General features: G+C 71.2%; 2 protein-coding genes. Both read right to left on the minus strand.

The genetic code is table 11. The features are described 5' to 3' along the window. The coding region (locus tag CRP45_RS34245) for an AMP-binding protein (RefSeq protein ID WP_218841134.1) at window positions 1–847 on the minus strand (847 nt) is incomplete at its 3' end. A gap of 3 nt (window positions 848–850) precedes the next feature. Continuing rightward, complete coding sequence (locus tag CRP45_RS12410) at window positions 851–18,805, minus strand: non-ribosomal peptide synthetase (protein WP_097245159.1); 17,955 nt, start codon at window positions 18,803–18,805, stop codon at window positions 851–853. Window positions 18,806–19,129: the final 324 nt, after the last annotated feature.

Here is a 19,129-nt window from a genome sequence, read left to right on the forward strand (position 1 = left end):
GCTGTCTACCCGCTGCGCCGTGCTGTCTACCCGCTGCGCCGTGCTGTCTACCCGCTGCGCCGTGCTGTCTACCCGCTGCGCGGAGGGCGGCCTCGAATTCATCGATGCGCAGCACCCGGCTGTCGGCCAGCGACTCCGGCTGGTCGGCGGTAGTGGTGAGCACCAGAATCGGCGCCGCGGTCTGGAGCACATAGGCGATGCGCTCGGCCGGATGCTCCGGGTCGATCGGCACGTACGCGCCGCCCGCCTTCAGGATCGCGTACATGCCGACGAGCAGTTCGAACGAGCGCCGCACGGCCAGCCCGACCAGGGCGTCCGGTCCGACACCGAGCTCGTGCAGCCGCCGTGCCAGCGCGGTGGCGCGCGCGTCGAACTCGGCGTAGGTGAGGGTGGCGTCGCCGTATTGCAGCGCGACGGCGTCGGGGGTGCGCCGCACCTGCTCTTCGAATTCGCTGACCAGCGTCTCGACGGGGGTGAAGGCGGTCGGCAGCACGTCGGCGGCGATCAGCAGCGCGTCGTCGAGCAGTTGGTCCAGGACCGCGCCGAGGGCTCCGTCGCCGGACTCGAGCAGCTCGGGCAGTTGGCCGGAGATCACCACGGAGACAAGGGCGTCCGGGCTCAGACCACCACCCATGGCCGCGCCGAGTGCGGCGATATCGGCGGCCAGCGCCGCGTAGGCGATCACGGTGTCGCCGTGCCGCAGCGCGATCCGGTCGGGCGCCAGGTCGGCCACGGTCTCGATGAGGCCGGGTAGGTCCTCGACGCCGTATGCCCGGCGCAGCATGGCATGTCGGGGGTGGTTGCGGTTGCCGAGCCCGCTGGATGCGACCGATTCTGCGTGAGACATCAGCTAATTCCTTTCGGAGACCACGGCCTGAGCCTCGGCGAGGAGGCGGTGCAGCGCGGCGGCGAGGCCATCGCCGCCGAGCGCCGCGAGCACGCCGGGCACCAGCCCGGCGAGCGAGACGTTGATGAGGACTTCCGGCGTCGCCGCCGCGCCCATGGCCTTGGCGACGGTGGCCAGCTTCGCGGCGAGATCGGCGTAGGACACCCGGTGCTCGCCATGACCGAAGGCGAGCGCGTCAGGGGCGACAGCGGCGGCGGAGGCGATCAGATCGGGCAGATCGGCGATCGTTGCCGTCGGCGCTGCCGAGGGGCGCTGCTCTCCGTCGGTGCGGATGTCGATGGCGCGGATCGCGACGGTCGGGTCCGCCGCCACGGCGGTGAGCACCAGCAGCAACCGTTCGGCGTAGCGCTCGACGGTCGAGCCGTCGAAAATGTCCGTCGAGTAACCGAATCGGAGCGCGAGCCCGGATCGCGCGCCAGCGCTGTCGAAGCGCTCGATACCGGTGAGCTGTAGGTCGAACTTCGCCTCGTCGGGCGCGGGGTCGAGGACTTCGACCGCGAGGCCAGGCAGTTCGACGCGGCCGGGTGGCATGTTCTGGAAGGTGAACATCACCTGGAACAGCGGCGTGTAGGCACTGGATCTGGTGCGGCCCATGGCTTCGACCACCTGATCGAAGGGCACGTCCGCGTGCGAGAGCGCGGCCAAGTCGCGATCCCTGGCCTGACGCAATAGATCGGCGAAGCCGGAGCGCGGGTCGATCTCGGTGCGCAGCGCGACGGTGTTGACGAACATGCCGATCAGGTCGTCGAGTTCGGCCGCGCCGCGCCCGGCCACCGGTGCGCCGATGGTGATGTCGGAAGCGCCGGACAGCTTGGCGAGCAGCACCGCGAGTGCGCTGTGCATCAGGGTGAACAGCGTGGTGCCGTGCTCGCGCGCGATCAGCTCGAGTTTCGCGGTCAGCTCGGCATCGATCTCGAAATCGACAGCCGCGCCACGCATATCGCGGTGCGCCGGGCGTGGGCGATCGGTCGGCAGCCCCAAGACTTCGGGCGCGCCCGCCAATTCCGTTGTCCAGTAATCGAGTTGCCGTGCGTGCAGCGAATCGGGATCGTCCGCGGCGCCGAGCATGGCGTGTTGCCATTCGCTGTAGTCGCCGTACTGGATCTCGAGCGGGGCCCAGCCGGGCGCACGGCCCGCCGCGCGATCGACGTAGGCGCGAACCAGATCCCTGGTCAGCGGTGCGATGGAGTAGCCGTCCGCGCAGATGTGGTGCAGCACCACGACGAGGACGTGTTCGTCGGCGGCCGGTGTGAACAGTGCGGCACGGACCGGAGGTGCGGCGGTCACGTCGAACCCGACGGCGACGAATTCGGCGATGCGGGTGTCGACCTCGTTGGGCGGCACGGGAATCGGCGTCAGATCGAAAGCCACCGCGGCGGCGTCCAACACGTCCTGCACCGGACCTTCCGGTAGGTCCGGATAGCGGGTGCGCAGCGCCTCGTGCCGCGCAAGGACGTCCCGCGCGGCCGCTGTCAGCGCGTCGTGGTTCAGTGCGCCGATGAGCCGGATGGCCGCGGGGATGTTGTACGCGGCCGAGTCCGGCGCGAGCCGGTTCACCACCCACATGCGCTGCTGCGCCGGAGCGAGCCGAGCCGGGCGGGTGAGGTCGCGCCGCACGAGAGCGGGTCGTGCCTCGGCGTCGTCCAGATCGGCGAGCCGCAGGGCGAGCCCGGCCACCGTCGGCTCCTCGAACACCGCGGCGACCGGCACCCGCACCCCGAGTCCGGCACCGAGCCTGGCCGCCAGCCGCGTCGCCAGCAGGGAATTGCCGCCGAGGGCGAAGAAGTCGGTGTCGGCGCCGACCCGGCTCGTCTCGGGGTCGTGCGCGCCGTCGATGACCTCGGCGAAGGTGGCGGCGACAAGTCGCTCCAGGTCGGTGGCCGGTGCGCGGAAGGTCGCGTCGGCGACCACCGGCTCGGGCAGCTTCGCCCGATCGACCTTGCCATTGACGTTGAGCGGCAAGGTATCCAGCACGACGATGGCGGCGGGCACCATGTACGTCGGCAGCTGCGTCGCGAGCGTCGCCCGCAGGTCCGCGGCGGATACGGCATGCCCGGTTCCCAGTACGACGTACGCGACCAGCCGCGCACCCGCCCGCTCGTCCGCCCTGGCGACGGCCACCGTGGCCCGTACCTCGGGCAGGCGCAGCAGCGCCGTCTCGACCTCGCCGAGCTCGATGCGGAAGCCGCCGATCTTGACCTGGAAATCGGCCCGTTCGAGGTATTCGAGCTCGCCGTCGGCGCGCCACCGGACGATATCGCCGGTGCGGTACATTCGCGACGCCCCGCCCGCGAACGGGTCGGCCACGAAGCGGTCCGCCGTCAGTCCGGGCCTGCTCTGGTAGCCGCGTGCCAATTGCGCGCCCGCCAAATACAATTCGCCCGCGACACCGACCGGGACCGGCTGGAGCCTGCCGTCCAGCACGTACACCCGGCTGTTCCAGGCGGGCGCGCCGATCGGCACCGCACGGCTGGGCCGAGCGACCACCTCGTGCGCGGTGATCGAGACCGCCGCCTCGGTCGGTCCGTAGAGGTTGTACAGCCGCGCGCCTGCCGCCCGATCGAGGAACTCGGCCGCGGTCGCGGGCGGCAGCGCCTCGCCGATGGCGAGTACCTGCCGCAACCCGGCGGGCAGCGGGTCGTCCGGTGCCGCGGCGAGCAGCATGCCGACCAGGGACGGCACCGCGTACAGCACCGTCACGCCGTGCCGCGCCATCAGCGCGCGCAGCCGGTCCGGGTCACGCTCGTCGCCGGGTCGGGTCACCACCAGCGCGCCGCCGGTGACCAGCGGTGACCAGAACTCCCACACCGAGAGGTCGAAGGTCGCGGGTGTCTTCAGCAGGGTGCGGTCGGCCGGGCCGAGCGCGAAACGCGCACGCAGCCAACTCAACTGGTTGACGATCGCCGCGTGCGGGACGGTGACGCCCTTCGGCCGCCCGGTCGAGCCGGAGGTGAAGACGACGTAGGCCGGGTGCTCCGGGCGCAGCGGCCGAATCCGCTCGCCGTCCGTGATCGGCGCCGCCGACCGGTGCGCCGCCTCGAGCCAGTCCACCTCGAGCACGCGCACCGGAGTCTCGATCGGCATGCCGTCGACCACCGTGGTGAGCGCGCAGACCGGAGCGGCGGTGTCGACGATGTAAGCGATGCGATCGGCCGGATGATCCGGATCGACCGGCACGTAGGCGCCACCGGCTCGCACCACCGCGTACATGGCGATCACCAGCTCGACGGACCGGCGCATGGCCAGCACCACGGTGCGCTCCGGGCCGACCCCGTGACCGATCAACGCCCGCGCCAGCCGGTTGACCCGGGCATCGAACTCCGCGAAGCTCAACGACTTTCCAGAATCAGCATCGATCAGCGCCGGAGCGTTCGGCGTCCGCGCCGCCTGCCGGTCCACCAAGTCGGCGAGTGTCACCGGCTCGACCGGATGGGCCGTGGCGTTCCACTCCCCCAGCACACGCACACGCTCGTCACCGAGCAGATCCAGGTCACCGACCAGCATGTCGGGCTGTGCGACAACGGATTCCAGTACATCCACCAGTCGGCTGATCACCCGCTCGGCGGTGCCGGACTCGAACAGATCGGTCGCGTAGCCGAGCGTCAGCTCGATGCCCTCCGGCGTGCCGTCGGCGGCGTAGCGGTCGACGGCGAACAGGTGCAGATCGAATTGCGCAACGCCGTTGTCGAATTCGAGCTCGCACACGGTGAGGCCGGGCAGCCGCAGTTCGCCGCGCTCGTGATTCTGGAACGAGTACCCGACCTGGAACAGCGGATGCCGCGCGGTGGAGCGGTTCGGCTCGAGCACCTCGACCAGCCGCTCGAACGGGACGTCGGCGTGCGAGAAAGCGGCGATGTCGGCGGCGCGGGCGTGCCCGAGCAGCTCGGCGAAGGTCTGTGCGCCCTCGACGCGGGTGCGCAGCACCAGGGTGTTGACGAACATGCCGATCACGTCGTCCAGTTCGGCCTCGCCACGCCCGGCGATCGGGGTGCCGACGGCGATGTCGCCGGTGCCGGACAACCGGGCGAGCAGCGCGGCGAACGCGGCGTGCACGACCATGAACAGCGTCGCACCGTGCGCGCGGCCGAGGCCGATCAGCTGCTCGTGCAGCCGCGGCGGCACCGGCCGGGTCGTCTTCGCACCGCGCAGACTCTGCCGCGCCGGGCGCGGATGGTCGGTGGGCAGCGCGAGCTGATCGGGCAGTCCGGCCAGCGCCTCGGTCCAGTAGGCGATCTGCTCGGCGGCGCGGGAGTCCGGATCGTCCTCCGCGCCGAGCAGTTCCCGCTGCCAGAGCGCGTAGTCGGCGTACTGCACCGCCAGCGGCGACCAAGACGGCGCGCGGTCGTCGAGGCGGGCGGTGTAGGCCGTCATCAGATCGCGCACGAACGGCGCGATCGAGGATCCGTCGGCGGCGATGTGGTGCAGCACGCCCGCAAGCACGAAATCGCCAGGGCCGACGCGGAACATCCGCATGCGCACGGGGATCTCGGCGGTGACGTCGAAAGCGGTGCTCGCCAACTCCCGAACGCGCTGCGGCAGGTCGGCTTCGGCGACATCGACGGGATACAGCGCCGGAACCGCTTGCGCCGCAGAGAGAATGCGCTGCGACGGGACGCCGTCCAGCTCGGGATAGGTGGTGCGCAGCGATTCGTGTCTGCCGATGACATCGGCCAGCGCCGATTGGAGCGCGGGTACGTCCACGTCGCCGGTCAGCCGCAGTGCCAGCGGGATGTTGTAGGCGACGGACGCGCCGTCGAAGCGGTTCAGGAACCACATCCGCCGCTGCGCGGGCGAGAGCGGCAGCGTCTCCGGTCGCGCACTGGCCACCAGCGGCGGCCGCGCGGTTCCGGCCTCGCCCGCGGTGACGGTCGCGGCGAGTTCGGCGACCCGCGGCGCCTCGAACAGCGCGCGCACGCCGACCGGCCTGCCCAGCGCGGCGCCGATGCGGGCTGCGGCCTTCGCGGCGAGCAGGGAGCTGCCACCCAGGGCGAAGAAGTCGTCGTCGGCGCCGACCCGGCGCGCTTCGGCGGTCAGACCGAGCACGTCGGCGTACACACCGGCGACGATCTCCTCGACGACCGTCACCGGCTTGCGGTAGGTGGTCGACGCGAAGACCGGCGCGGGCAGCGCCGCGCGATCGAGTTTCCCGTTGACCGTCAACGGGATTCGCTCCAGCGTGACGATCGCGGCGGGCACCATGTGCTCGGGCAGCGTCCGCGCCAGCTCTCCCCGCAGCGCGGCCGCGTCCACCGAGCCGTCGGCGACGACGTAGGCGACGATGCGCGCCTCGTCCACCAGATCGGTGCGCACCACCACCGCGGCCTCGCGGACCGCTCCGGTGTCCAGCACGGCCGCCTCGATCTCGCCCAGCTCGATGCGGAAGCCGCGCAGGTTCACCTGCTGGTCGGCGCGGCCGAGGTATTCCAGGTCGCCGTCGGCCGTCCAGCGCGCCAGGTCGCCAGAGCGGTAGGCGAGCGAGCCGTCCGCGGCGTAGGGGTCGGCGACGAAGCGGCTCGCGGTGAGCGCGGGCCTGCCGAGGTAGCCGCGGGCCAGCTGGCCGCCGGAGACGTAGATCTCGCCGGGGACACCCACCGGAACCGGCCGCAGCCGCGCGTCGAGCACCCGCACCGCGAGGCCGGGAATCGCGCCGCCGATGACGCTCGCCGAGCCTGCGCCCGGCTCGATCGGACGGTACGACACGTGCACCGTGGTCTCGGTGATGCCGTACATGTTCACCAGGCGCGGCCTGTCGGGATACCGCGCGAACCAGCCGGCGAGCCGCTGCGGCTCCAACGCCTCACCGCCGAAAACGACGTGGCGCAAGGCGAATTCGGCGGGCTCGGCGGCGGCGTCGGCGGCGATGAGCTGGTAGAAGGCCGACGGTGTCTGGTTCAGCACCGTCACCTTGCGCTCGACGAGCAGGCGGCGGAACTGTTCCGGCGACCGCGAGGTGAAGTAATCCACCACCACGAGTTCGCCGCCGTACAGCAGCGCCCCCCACAGCTCCCACACCGAGAAGTCGAAGGCATAGGAGTGGAACATCGTCCACACGTCCGAAGGCCCGAACTCGAAGTGGCGCCGGGTGTTGTCCAGCAGCCGCAACACATTGCGGTGCGGGACGACGACACCCTTGGGGCGGCCGGTGGACCCGGAGGTGTAGATGACGTAGGCGGTCTGCGCCGGGTGCAGTGGCGCGCGGCGGTCGGCGTCGGTCAGCGGCTCGGCGCTCACCGACTCGAGGTCCGCGTCCACGTCCAGCACCGGGCCGCCGAACCAGTCGCGCGGCAGGCCCGTCGTCGTGGAGCCGACGGCGCAGATCGGGCGCGCGTCGTCGATCATGTACTCGATGCGGTCGGCCGGGTAGTCGGGATCGATCGGCAGGTAGGCGCCGCCCGCCTCCAGGACGGCCAGCAGCGCGACGACCAGCTCGGCCGAACGCGGAAGTGCCACCGCCACCAGGCTTTCCGGACCCACACCCGCGGCGATCAGCCGCCGGGCCAGCCGGTTCGCCTTGGCGGACAGCTCACCGTAGGTCAGCGTGTCCTCGCCCGCACGCACGGCGACGGCCGCCGGATCGAGCGCAGCGGCGCGGCGGAAGCGGTCCACCAGCGTCTCGTCGGCCGCCGCCAGATCGGTTCCGGTGCTCGCCCATTCGACCAGCGCCCGCCGCTGCTCCTCCGCGGAGAGCAGCTGGATGTCGCCGACCACCACCGTCGCGTCGGCGGCGACCGCGGCGAGCACCTGGGTAAACCGGCGGGCCAGCACCGCGACCGTGTCCGGCTCGAAAAGGTCGGTGGCGTAGGTGATCTCGATGTCGATGCCATCGGCGCGGCCGTCCGTGTCGTCGGCGGCGAGCACGGTGAACTGGAGGTCGAACTCGGCCGCGACCGCGTCCAGCTCGACCGGACGCACCCGAAGCCCGGCGAGCTCGAGCGCGGGCACCGTGAAGTTCTGCATGGTGAGCGCCACCTGGAACAGCGGGTGGCGGTTGCGTGCCCGATTCGGGGCGACCAGCTCGACCAGCCGCTCGAAGGGCAAGTCGGCGTGCGCGAGCGCCTCCAGGTCGTGCGACCTGACCTCGTCCAGGACGGTCTCGAACCGCGCGCGCGGATCGATGCGGCTGCGCAGCACCAGGGTGTTGACGAACATGCCGACCAAGCCGTCGAGTTCGGCCTCGCCTCGCCCGGCGACCGGGGTGCCGATGGCGATGTCCGCGCTGCCCGACAGCCGGGCGAGCAGCACCGCGAGCGCCGCGTGCACGGTGCTGAACAGCGTCGTCTCCCGCTTGCGTGCCAGCTCGCGCAGTTCGCTGTGCAGGTCGGAGTCGATGCGCAGCCGGTGCGTCGCGCCGCGGTGGGTGGACACGGCCGGACGTTTGCGGTCGGCGGGCAACTCCAGCTGATCGGGCAGGTCGTCGAGGACGCGCCGCCAGAACTCCAGCTGGCGGTGCGCGCGCGACTCGGGATCGTCGGCGTCGCCGAGGATTCCGGCCTGCCACAGGGTGTAGTCGGCGTACTGCACGGGCAGCGGAGCCCACCCCGGCACCTCGCCGTCGCGGCGGGCGGCATAGGCGGTCATCAGATCGGTGGCCAGCGGGCCGAGCGAGAATCCGTCGGCCGAGATGTGGTGCAGCACGAGCAGCAGCACGTGTTCGGCCGTTTCGGTCCCGGTCAGCGCGAACAGGTGGGCGCGCAGCGGTGTCTCTTCGGTCAGATCGAAAGCGACTGCGGCGCACGCGGCGAGGCGTTCGGTCAGCGCCGACTCCGCCACCGCCTCGCGGCGCAGCACGGGCGTCCGGCGCGGCAGGATCACCTGTTCCGCGCCGTCCGGCCCGGCCGGGTAGACGGTGCGCAGCGCCTCGTGCCGTTCGACGACATCGCCGAGCGCCGCGATGAGCGCCTCGACATCGAGGGCACCGCCGAGCCGGAGCGCGACCGGGATGTTGCTCACCGCGTCACCCGGTCCGTCGGCGTCGGCGAGGAATCGGTTCAGGAACCAGATCCGTTGCTGCGCGGGCGAGAGCGGCAACCGCTCCGGCCGCGGCCGCGCGGTGAGCGCCGGACGCCCGCCGCGGCCGCGCAGCGCTTCGGCTCGCGTCGCGAGGGTCAGCACGGTGGGCGCGTCGAAGAGCAGCCGGACCGGCAGCTGGGTGTCCAGCGCGGCGCCGAGCCTGGCGACCACCCTGGTCGCGGTGAGCGAATTGCCGCCGAGCGCGAAGAAGTCGTCGTCGAGACCGACGCGCGGTGCACCGAGCACATCGGCGAAGACGCGCGCGACGATCTGCTGCGCGGGTGTCTCCGGCGCGCGAAAGGCCGACGCCTCGAACACCGGCGCGGGCAGCGCCTTGCGGTCGAGCTTGCCGGAGGCGTTGAGCGGGAAATCGTCCATCGGAACGAAGGCCGAGGGGATCATGTAGCCCGGAACGCGCTGCGCCAGTGCGGCTTTGATGGTGTCCGCGTCGATGACGGACGGGCTGATCAGGTAGGCGACGAGCTGGATTTCGTCGCGCACCACGACCACGGCTTGATCGATCTCCGGCAGCGCGGTGAGCGCGGCCTCGATCTCGCCGAGCTCGATACGGAGCCCGCGCAGTTTGACCTGGAAATCGGTGCGGCCCAGGTACTCCAGCTCCCCGTGCTCATGCTGACCCGTCGCCCGGCCGCCCATCGAATCGTCTCGCGATGCGGGCACCCATCTGACGAGATCGCCGGTGCGGTACATGCGCTCGGCGCACGCGAACGGGTTGGCCACGAACCGATCCGCCGTAAGATCGGGCCGCCGCACGTAGCCGCGCGCCATCTGCGCGCCCGCGAGGTACAGCTCGCCCGGCACGCCGACCGGGACGGGACGCAGTCGCGAATCCAGCACGTAGACACGGGTATTGGCGACGGGTACGCCGATCGGCACGCTGTCGGTGTCCGCGTCGACCACCTCGTGATAGGTGACGTCCACGGCCGCCTCGGTCGGCCCGTACAGGTTGTGCAGCCGGGCGCCGGTCAGCGTACGCAGCCGCTGCGCGGGTCCCGGCGGCAGCGCCTCGCCGGAGGCGAACACCATCCGCAGCGAATCACACCGCGCCACTTCGGGTTCCGCGACGAACACCGCGAGCATCGACGGCACGAAGTGCGCCACCGACACCCGCTCCCGGCGGATGAGCTCGGCAAGGTAGCGCGGATCGCGATGGCCGTCCGGGCGCGACACCGCCAATCTGGCGCCGATCTGCAACGGCCAGAAGAACTCCCACACCGAGACATCGAATGTCGCGGGCGTCTTCTGGAGGACGACGTCCTCGGCCGTGAGTTCGTACTCGGCTTGCATCCACAGCAGCCGGTTGACGATCGCCGCGTGCGACACCGCGACGCCCTTGGGCTCGCCGGTCGACCCCGAGGTGAACAAGACGTAGGCCGCGTTGGCCGGGACGAGCGCGCCGAGCCGGTCGGCGTCGGTCAGCGGGGCGTCGGAATAGTCGGTGAAGTCGAACTGGTCGACGTCCAGCACCGCCCATTCCCGCGAACCGCCCTCGGACGACGTGAGATCCAGTCCGTCGTCCGTGCGGCTGAGCACACACACCGGCCGCGCCCCGCGCAGCACGTGCTGGATGCGCTCGGCCGGATGATCCGGGTCCACCGGGACGTAGGCGCCGCCCGCGGTCAGCACGGCGTACATGGCGACGACCATGTCCAGCGAGCGGCGCATGCCGATCGCGACGGTGGTCTCGGGGCCGACACCGATGGATACCAGCAGCCGAGCCAGGCGGTTGACCTTGCCCGCGAACTCGGCATATGTCAGCGTCGCGGAGCGACTCGGTGAGGGTTGGTGGTCGGGCGACGGGTGGGCGAGCGCCGCGTAGCGGCTCAATGCCGGGTCGTTGTCCGGCAACACGTTGGCCTGCGCGGCGTAGCGACTCGACGCCGCGTGGTGGCCGGGTGACGGAAGGACCGGCGTCTCCCCATCGAAGCTCACCGCGACCGCGTCCGGCGTGCGCCGCACCTGCGCCTCGAACAGCGACACCAGCGTCGCGGACGGATCGAGGGCGCGCGCGGTGGCGTTCCACGTACCGAGCAGCCGGGTGCGTTCGGCGGCCGACAACGTGTCGATATCGCCGACGAGCACCCCGGGGTCGGCACAGACCGCGTCGAGCACGCGCTGCCACCGGACCGCGAACGAGGCGACGGTCTCGGCGTCGAAAAGGTCGGTCGCGTACTCGAAAGCGGCGTCGAGGCCGTCGGCCGTCTCGGCGAGGGTGAGCTGGAGGTCGAATTTCGCCGTGTGCGTGGCGATGTCGAGCCGGTCGACGCGCAGGCCCGCCAGCTCGACGGGGGCGCTCGCGGCGTTCTGGAAGTCCAGCATCACCTGGAACAGCGGGTGCCTGGCCGCCGACCGCTCGGGGTCGAGCGCCTCGACCAGCCGCTCGAACGGCACGTCGGCGTTGGCGAACGCGCGCAGGTCGCCGTCGCGCACGGCCGCGACCAGCTCGGCGAAGGTGGCCTCGGGACGCACGTCGGCGCGCAACACCAGGGTGTTGACGAACATGCCGACCAGCTCGTCGAGCGCCTGCTCGCCGCGGCCGGCGACCGGCGTGCCGATCGCGATGTCGCGCTGACCGGACAGCTTCGCCAGCGTCGCGGCGAAGGCCGCGTGCAGCACCATGAACAGCGAGGCGTTGGCGGACTCGGCGATCTCGCGCAGGCGGCAGTGGGTCGCGGCGGAGATGCGGAAGGTGTGCCGAGCGCCGCGCCCAGAAGCGGCGGCGGGGCGCGGCCGGTCGGCGGGCAGGGCGAGGAGATCCGGCAGGTCGGCCAGTTCGGCGGACCAGAAGCGCAGCTGCTCGGCCAGCAGCGAGCCGGGATCGTCCGCCGAGCCAAGGGTTCGGCGCTGCCACAGCGTGTAGTCGGCGTACTGCACCGGGAGGGGCGACCACTCCGGCGCGACGCCGTCGCGGCGAGCGGCGTAGGCGCTCAACAGGTCTCGGGTGAAGGGCGCGATGGACCAGCCGTCGGCTGCGATGTGGTGCATGGCGACGACGAGCACGTGCTCGTCATCGGAGCGCCGCAACAGCGTCAGCCGCACGGGCGGCGCTTGGGTCACCACGAAAGGCGTTGCGGCCAGAGCATGTACCCGTTCGAGCAGGTCACCGGCTTCCTCGTCGATCGCCAAGACGGGGCCGCGCTCGGCGGGCAGCACCTCTTGCCGAGCGATGCCGTCGACGGCCGGGTACCTGGTCCGCAACGCCTCGTGCCTGGCGACGACATCGCCGACGGCGGCGGCCAGCGCCGCCCGGTCCAGCGGGCCGGTCAGGCGCACCGCGGCGATCAGATCGTTCGCGGTGGACGCCGCGTCGAACTGATTCAGGAACCACATGCGCTGCTGCGCGTAGGAGAGCGGCACGAGATCGGGGCGCTCGACGGCGACCAACGGATGACGGGTTCGCGCGGCACGCGCGTCGGCGAGCGCGGCGGCCAGTGCGGCCACGGTGGGGTGTTCGAAGAGCAGCCGGACCGGCACGTCGACTTCGGCGCGTGCGGCGAGCCGCGCCGCGATTCGAGTGGCTACCAACGAGTTTCCGCCAACGGCGAAGAAGTCGTCGTCCAGGCCGACGCGATCGAGTTCGAGCACTTCGGCGAACACCTCGGCCACCGCGCGTTCGGCCGAAGTGACTGGAGCGCGGAATTCTCTGGCCGCCAATACCGGATCGGGCAGCGCCTTGCGATCCAGCTTGCCCGAGGGGGTCAGCGGCATGGCCGTCAGCGCAACGTAAGCGGTCGGCACCATGTAGGACGGCAGCGTCGCGCGCAGCCTGCTCGTCAACGCCGCGGCCACCTCGTCCTCCGGGAGGTCGGTCACCACGTACGCCACCAGCAGCTCACCGGCCGGATGGGCGAAGATCCGCACCGCGGCGGCCCGCACATCCGCGGCGGCGAGCAGTGCGGCCTCGATCTCGCCGAGTTCGATGCGCTGACCGCGCAGCTTCACCTGGAAGTCGCTGCGCCCCAGATACTCCAGCTGCCCGTTCCGGTTGCGCCGCACCAGATCGCCGGTGCGGTACATCCGCGCGCCCGCGGATCCGTACGGATTGGCGACGAACCGTTCGGCGCTGAGCTCGGCGCGGCCGTGGTAACCGCGCGCGACCTGTACCCCCGACAGATACAGCTCGCCGACAACGGTTTCCGGCACCGGCCGCAGCCGACCGTCCAACACCAGCACCTGACTGGCGCGCACCGGCCGCCCGATCGGGGTCGGCCCCGCCGCCGCGGTCACCGGCGCGTGCGTGGCGTGGACGGTGAATTCCGTTGGGCCGTAGAGGTTGTGTAGTTCGGCGTGACTGACGGCAGCGAAGGCCGACGCGGCCTCGCCGGTCATCGCCTCGCCCGCGACCAGGACGGTACGCAGGGAAGCGAGGGAGGCGGCGGGCGCGGCGGATGCGAACACCGTGAGCATCGAGGGGACGAAGGAGGTCATCGTGACGCCGTGCGCGGCGATGGTCGACGCGAGGTAGGCGCTGTCGCGGTGCCCGTCGTGCGCCGCGACCACCAGCCGGGCGCCGCTCGTCAACGGCGCGAACAGCTCCCAGACCGAGACGTCGAAGGTCGCCGGTGTCTTGAACAGCACGACATCGGCGGGGCCGACGCCGTATTCGCCCACGATCCAGCGGATCTGGTTCGCCATCGAGCCATGCTGCACCGCAACGCCTTTCGGGCGTCCGGTGGAGCCGGAGGTGAAGATCACGTAGGCGGTGTTGGCGGCGCGCAGCGGTCGCCTGCGTTCACCGTCGAGCACCGGAGAGTCCGCGTATGCCGTCAGGTCGAGCGCGTCCACCTCGATGACCGGGACAGCGTCGGACGCCCAACCGTCGGCGGATCGGGTCAGCACGCACGCCGGACGGGCGGCGGCCAGCACGTGGGCGATCCGCGCCGCCGGTTGCTCCGGATCGACCGGGACGTACCCGCCGCCCGCCGTCAGCACCGCGTAGGCGGCGATCACGAAGTCGGCACTACGCCGCATGCCCAGCACGACCAGCGTCTCCGGGCCGACACCGGCGTCGATGAGGTGTCGGGCCAACCGATGCACCCTGGCCGCGAATTCCGCGTAAGTGAGGGTGCACTCGCCGTCGATCACCGCGACGGCGGCGGGAGTGTGGCCGACCTGCGCTTCGAAGGCCGCGAGCACGGTTTCCCCCGCGGTGAGCGCCGCGAACGCGGAGACCGGGACCGCCGAACCCGGTTCCACGGCCGTACCCAGCTCGATCGCCCACCGCAATTCGGCGGTGTCCAGCAGCGGCAGATCACCGACCGCGGTCTCCGGACTACTGGTCAGCGCTGCCAACACCCGCAGATACCACCGCGCGAAGTCCGCGACGGTAGCCTCGTCGAACAGGTCTGTGGCGTAAGTGAATTCGGCCGGAACCCCCGCCGGTGCCGAACCTTCCCCGAGTCCGGCACCGGCGAAGCCTGCGGTGACCGTGAGCTGGAGATCGAACTTGGTCACCCCGGTGTCCAGGGTACCGGTGCGCACCGACATTCCGGGGAGCGCGAACTCGATGTCGGCGGCATTGTCGACGGAGAGCAGCACTTGGAAGAGCGGATGCCTGGCTTGGGAGCGCGGCGGGTTCAGCGCCTCGACCAGTTGCTCGAACGGAACCTGCGCGTGGCCGAATGCGGCGAGGTCGACCGAGCGCGCTTCGGCGAGCAACTCGGCGCCGCTCGCCGCGACGTCGACCCTGGTCCGCAGCACGAGCGTGTTGACGAACATGCCGATCAGGTCGTCGAGTTCGCGTTCGCCGCGTCCAGCCACGGGAGTGCCGATCACGATGTCCGCACTCCCCGACACCCGGGCGAGCAGTACCGCGAGCGCGGCGTGCAGCACCATGAATTCGGAGAGGCCGTTGGCGCGCGCGGTCGCGGTGACGCGCTCGGCGACCGCGGCGGGCACCTCGAAGCGGTACACCGCGCCGCGTCCGGTGGCGATCGCGGGACGCGGCCGGTCGGTTGGCAACTCCAGCAGATCTGGGGCGTCGGCCAGCGCCTCGGTCCAGTAGGCCAGCTGACGGGCCAGCGGCGCGTCCGGGTCCGACGCCGCTCCGAGCGACTCCCGCTGCCACAGACCGTAGTCGGCGTACTGCACCGGGAGCGGCGCCCAGTCCGGAGCGGCGCCCGTCCGGCGGGCCCGGTACGCCGTCGCCACGTCGCGGGCCAGCACGCGCAGCGAAAGTCCGTCCGCGGCAATGTGATGCAACACGAGCGCCAGCGCGTACCCGTCGGCGTCCACGGCGAACAGCCGGGCGCGCAGCGGGATCTCCCGCTCCAGGTCGAATCCGGTGGCGGCGAATCCGGCGAGTTCCGTGTCCAGTTCGTCCGCGCCGATCGGCTCGGCCGTCGCGAACACCTCGACCTCGTCGGCGGGCAGCACGATCTGCTCGGCCGGAACGCCGGAGTCGTCGAGCACCGCGGGGAACACCGTGCGCAGCACCTCGTGCCGCGCCACCACGTCGGACACAGCCAGCCGCAGCGCGGTGACGTCCACGTCGCCGCGCAGCCGCACCACGAACGGCATGTTGTAGTCGGCGGAGCGTTCGAATCGGTTCAGGAACCAGATCCGCTGCTGCGCGAGAGAAAGCGGAACCAGCGGCGGCCGCGGCACCACCCGCAGCAGGCGGGGCGCGGACGCGCCGCCGGTTCCGCCCGCCCGCTCGATCAGTTCGGCGAGTTCGGTCACCGTGGTGGCGGTGAACAAGTCGCGAACCCCGAGCGGGCAGCCCAAGTCGGCGGCAAGCCGGGCGGCCACCTGCGTGGCCACCAGGCTGTTGCCGCCGAGTGCGAAGAAGTCGTCGTCGCGGCCGACCGATTCGCGGCCGAGCACCTCGCCGAACACGCGGGCGACCGCCTGCTCGACCGGCGTGACCGGTGCGCGGTACTCGCCGGTGCTGCGCAGCGGCGCGGGCAACGCGCCGCGATCCAATTTGCCCGAGGCGTTGACCGGCAGGGCATCGAGCACCACGTAGGCCGCGGGCACCATGTAGCCGGGCAGGGCCGCGGCCGCCGCGGCGCGCAGTTGCTCGGGACGCACGGTGCCGGGCTCGGATTCGACCGCGTAGGCGACCAGCTGCTCGCCTGCGCCCGCGTCGTCGCGCACCACGACGACGGCGCGCACCACCGAGTCGACCGTGCCGAGCACCGCCTCGATCTCACCGAGCTCGATTCGCAGGCCGCGCAGCTTCACCTGGAAGTCGGTGCGGCCGAGGTATTCCAGCTCGCCGTTGGTGTTCCAGCGCACCAGATCGCCGGTGCGGTACATCCGGTCGCCCGGCGCGGCGGGGCCGTCCGGACCGGCGAACGGGTCTGCGAGGAAACGTTCGGCCGTCAGGCCGGGCCTGGCCACGTAACCCCGGGCGAGCTGTACCCCCGACAGATACAGCTCACCCGGAGCCCCGACCGGAACCGGCCGCAGCCGCGAGTCGAGCACATAGAGCCGGGTGTTGAACACCGGCGCGCCGATCGGCACCGAGAGGGTATCGGTATCGGTCACCTCGTGAAAGGTGACGTCCACCGCGGCTTCGGTGGGACCGTACAGGTTGTGCAGTCGGGCTCCCGTCAGCACCCGCAGTCGCTGGGCCAGCGACGCGGGCAAAGCCTCGCCGGACGCGAACACCGCGCGCAGGGTCGTCTCGCGCGCGATGTCCTGGTGCGCCAGAAAGGCTTCCAGCATCGGCGGCACGAAATGTGCGACGCTGACGCGGTATTCGGCGATGACTTCACGCAGGTAGGCCGGGTCCCGGTGTCCGTCGGGCTGTGCGAGCACCAGTTCGGCGCCGATCTGCAAGGGCCAGAAGAACTCCCACACCGACACGTCGAAGGTCGCGGGGGTCTTCTGCAACACCACGTCGGCGGGTGTCAGCCGGTAGGTCTCCTGCATCCACACCAGCCGGTTCACGATGGCGCCGTGGGTCACCAGGACGCCTTTGGGCTTGCCGGTGGAACCAGAGGTGAAGATCACATAAGCGGGGTGGTCCTTTCGCAGCGCCGCGATCCGTTCGCGCTCCCACACCGGGCCCTCCTGGTACCCGGCGAGGTCCAGGCGATCCAGCCGCACCGTCGGCGCGTCGAGCTCCAGATCCTCGGCGCCGAGGACGCAGACGGGACGCGCGGTGGCAAGGATGTGCGCGGTTCGCTCGGCCGGATGATCCGGGTCGAGCGGCACATAGGCCGCGCCAGCGGCGAGCACCGCGTACATCGCGACGACGAGCTCCGGCGACCGGCGCAGGTGCAGCGCGACCAGGCTTTCCGGCCCGACACCGCGCTCGATGAGATACCTGGCCAGCCGGTTCACCCGGGCGGCCAACTCACGGTAGGTCACGGTGCCTTCCGGCACGCCCGCGAAACGAAGCGCGACCGCGTCCGGAGTGCGGGCGACCTGCGCCTCGAACATCGACACCAGAGTCGCGGGGGAATGCGCCCCGGGGGCGTCGGCGGCGAGCAACGCGTCGACGTCGCAGCCGGTGGCGTTCCAAAGCCGTGTGCTCACCTCGACTTCCAGCTCGGTCGTCACGTCGATCGCGGCAAGCGGCGTGTCCAGGTCCGTGGCCACCAAGCGCTCCAGGTACTGGAGGAAGCGGGCGTGGTGGCGAGCCAGATCGTCGGCCGCGTAGAGGTTCGGGTTCGCCTCGAAGTCGACGTGCACGCGGTCGCGTTCGCCGTAGTAGACGTTCAGGCTCAGATCCTCCACCGGCCCGGTCGAGAGCACGTGGTACCGGCCGGTCGTGGTGCCGAGCGTGAGGTCGCTGCGGAACAGCATGATGTTGGCCAGCGGCCCGAACAGCGCGCGCCGGGCCGGGCGGCCGTCGTGTTCGGCGTCGCGGCGGATGTCCTCGTGCCGGTACCGCTGGTGCCGCAGCGCCCCGGCGACCTCCACGCGGGTGGCGCGCAGCAGGTCGCCCCAGGTGGCGGCGCCCAACGTCATCCGCAGCGGCACGATATTGGAGAGCATGCCCGCCGAGCGCCGCATCGCGGCGGTGGTGCGCGCGGTGACCGGCAGACTCAGCACCACGTCGTCGCGGTCGGTCAGGCGGCCGAGGTAACCGGCGAAGGCCGCGAGCAGTACGACCGCGATCGTCGAATCCTGGCTCTCGGCAACCGCGTTCATTCGTTCGACCAACTCGTCGGGCAGTCCGCGTCCGACGATCAGGTTGCTCGCCGCACGCGGCGCGGTGCGCGGGTCCAGGCTGGTCACGCCGTCCAACCCGGCAACCCGTTCGGCCCAGTGCGCGCGGTCGGTCTGGTAGCGCCCGCTCTCTCGGTAGGCGATCTCGCCCTCGACCAGCGCCTCCAGGCTGCCCGGCCGGATCGCTTCCGGCTCGGCGCCCAGGACCCGCGCGGTGTAGCGCTCGGCGACCCGCATGGTGTTGGTCAGCGCGCCGTAGCCGTCCAGCACGATGTGGTGGGCGCGCAGGTACCAGAAGTAGCGCCGGTCGGCGACTCGCAGCACCGCGCCTGCGAACAGCCGGTCGCGCACCAGGTCCACCGGTGCGCTGGCGTCGGCGCGCATCCACTCCGTCGCGGCGGCGATCGGATCGGCGTGCGAGCGGAAGTCGATCAGCGGGACCTCGATGGACAAATCGGGATCGACGCACTGGTACGGCGTGCCGCCTTCCTCGCCGAGCCGCACCAGCGTCGACCCGTAGTCGAGTGCCGCTTCGCGCGAAACCTCTTGCAGCAGAGCGGCGTCCAGCTCGCCATGGACGTCGACGTATTGCGCGACATTGATCGGGATCTCGGGCTCGAGCAGCTGCGCGTACCAGAGGCCGAGCTGCGCGGGAGCTAGCGAAAACGGTGTGGGGGACGGTGTATGGCTCGCCGCGTTCCCGTTCGGCCGCGCGCTGAACCCACCCAACTCCGTACCGTGCACCAGAGCCTCCTCGTTAGCGAAACAACAGCTGGCCGAGCGCTTTTGGGCAGCACGAATAGAGCGGCATGGTGCCGCCGTAAGGCGATTCGGCGAGAGCGCGGACGGTGACGGCGTCACCCCGCGAGATCCAACAATTGGTGAGACGAGATCGGCGGCCGGAGAGCCACCGGGCCTAACTCTTGATCGTTCCTCCAACTCCGCTGCCGGGGGGTCGGTCCACGCCCCCGGTGGTGTTTCCTACATCACACGGATGTCACCGCGCATTGCGAACATTAGGCGGTCGGGAAATAAAAAGGAACAAGTTCAGCTAAAAAAATCTGGACG

The sequence above is a fragment of the Nocardia amikacinitolerans genome, assembly GCF_900215415.1.
In the GTDB taxonomy this organism is placed as follows: domain Bacteria; phylum Actinomycetota; class Actinomycetes; order Mycobacteriales; family Mycobacteriaceae; genus Nocardia; species Nocardia amikacinitolerans.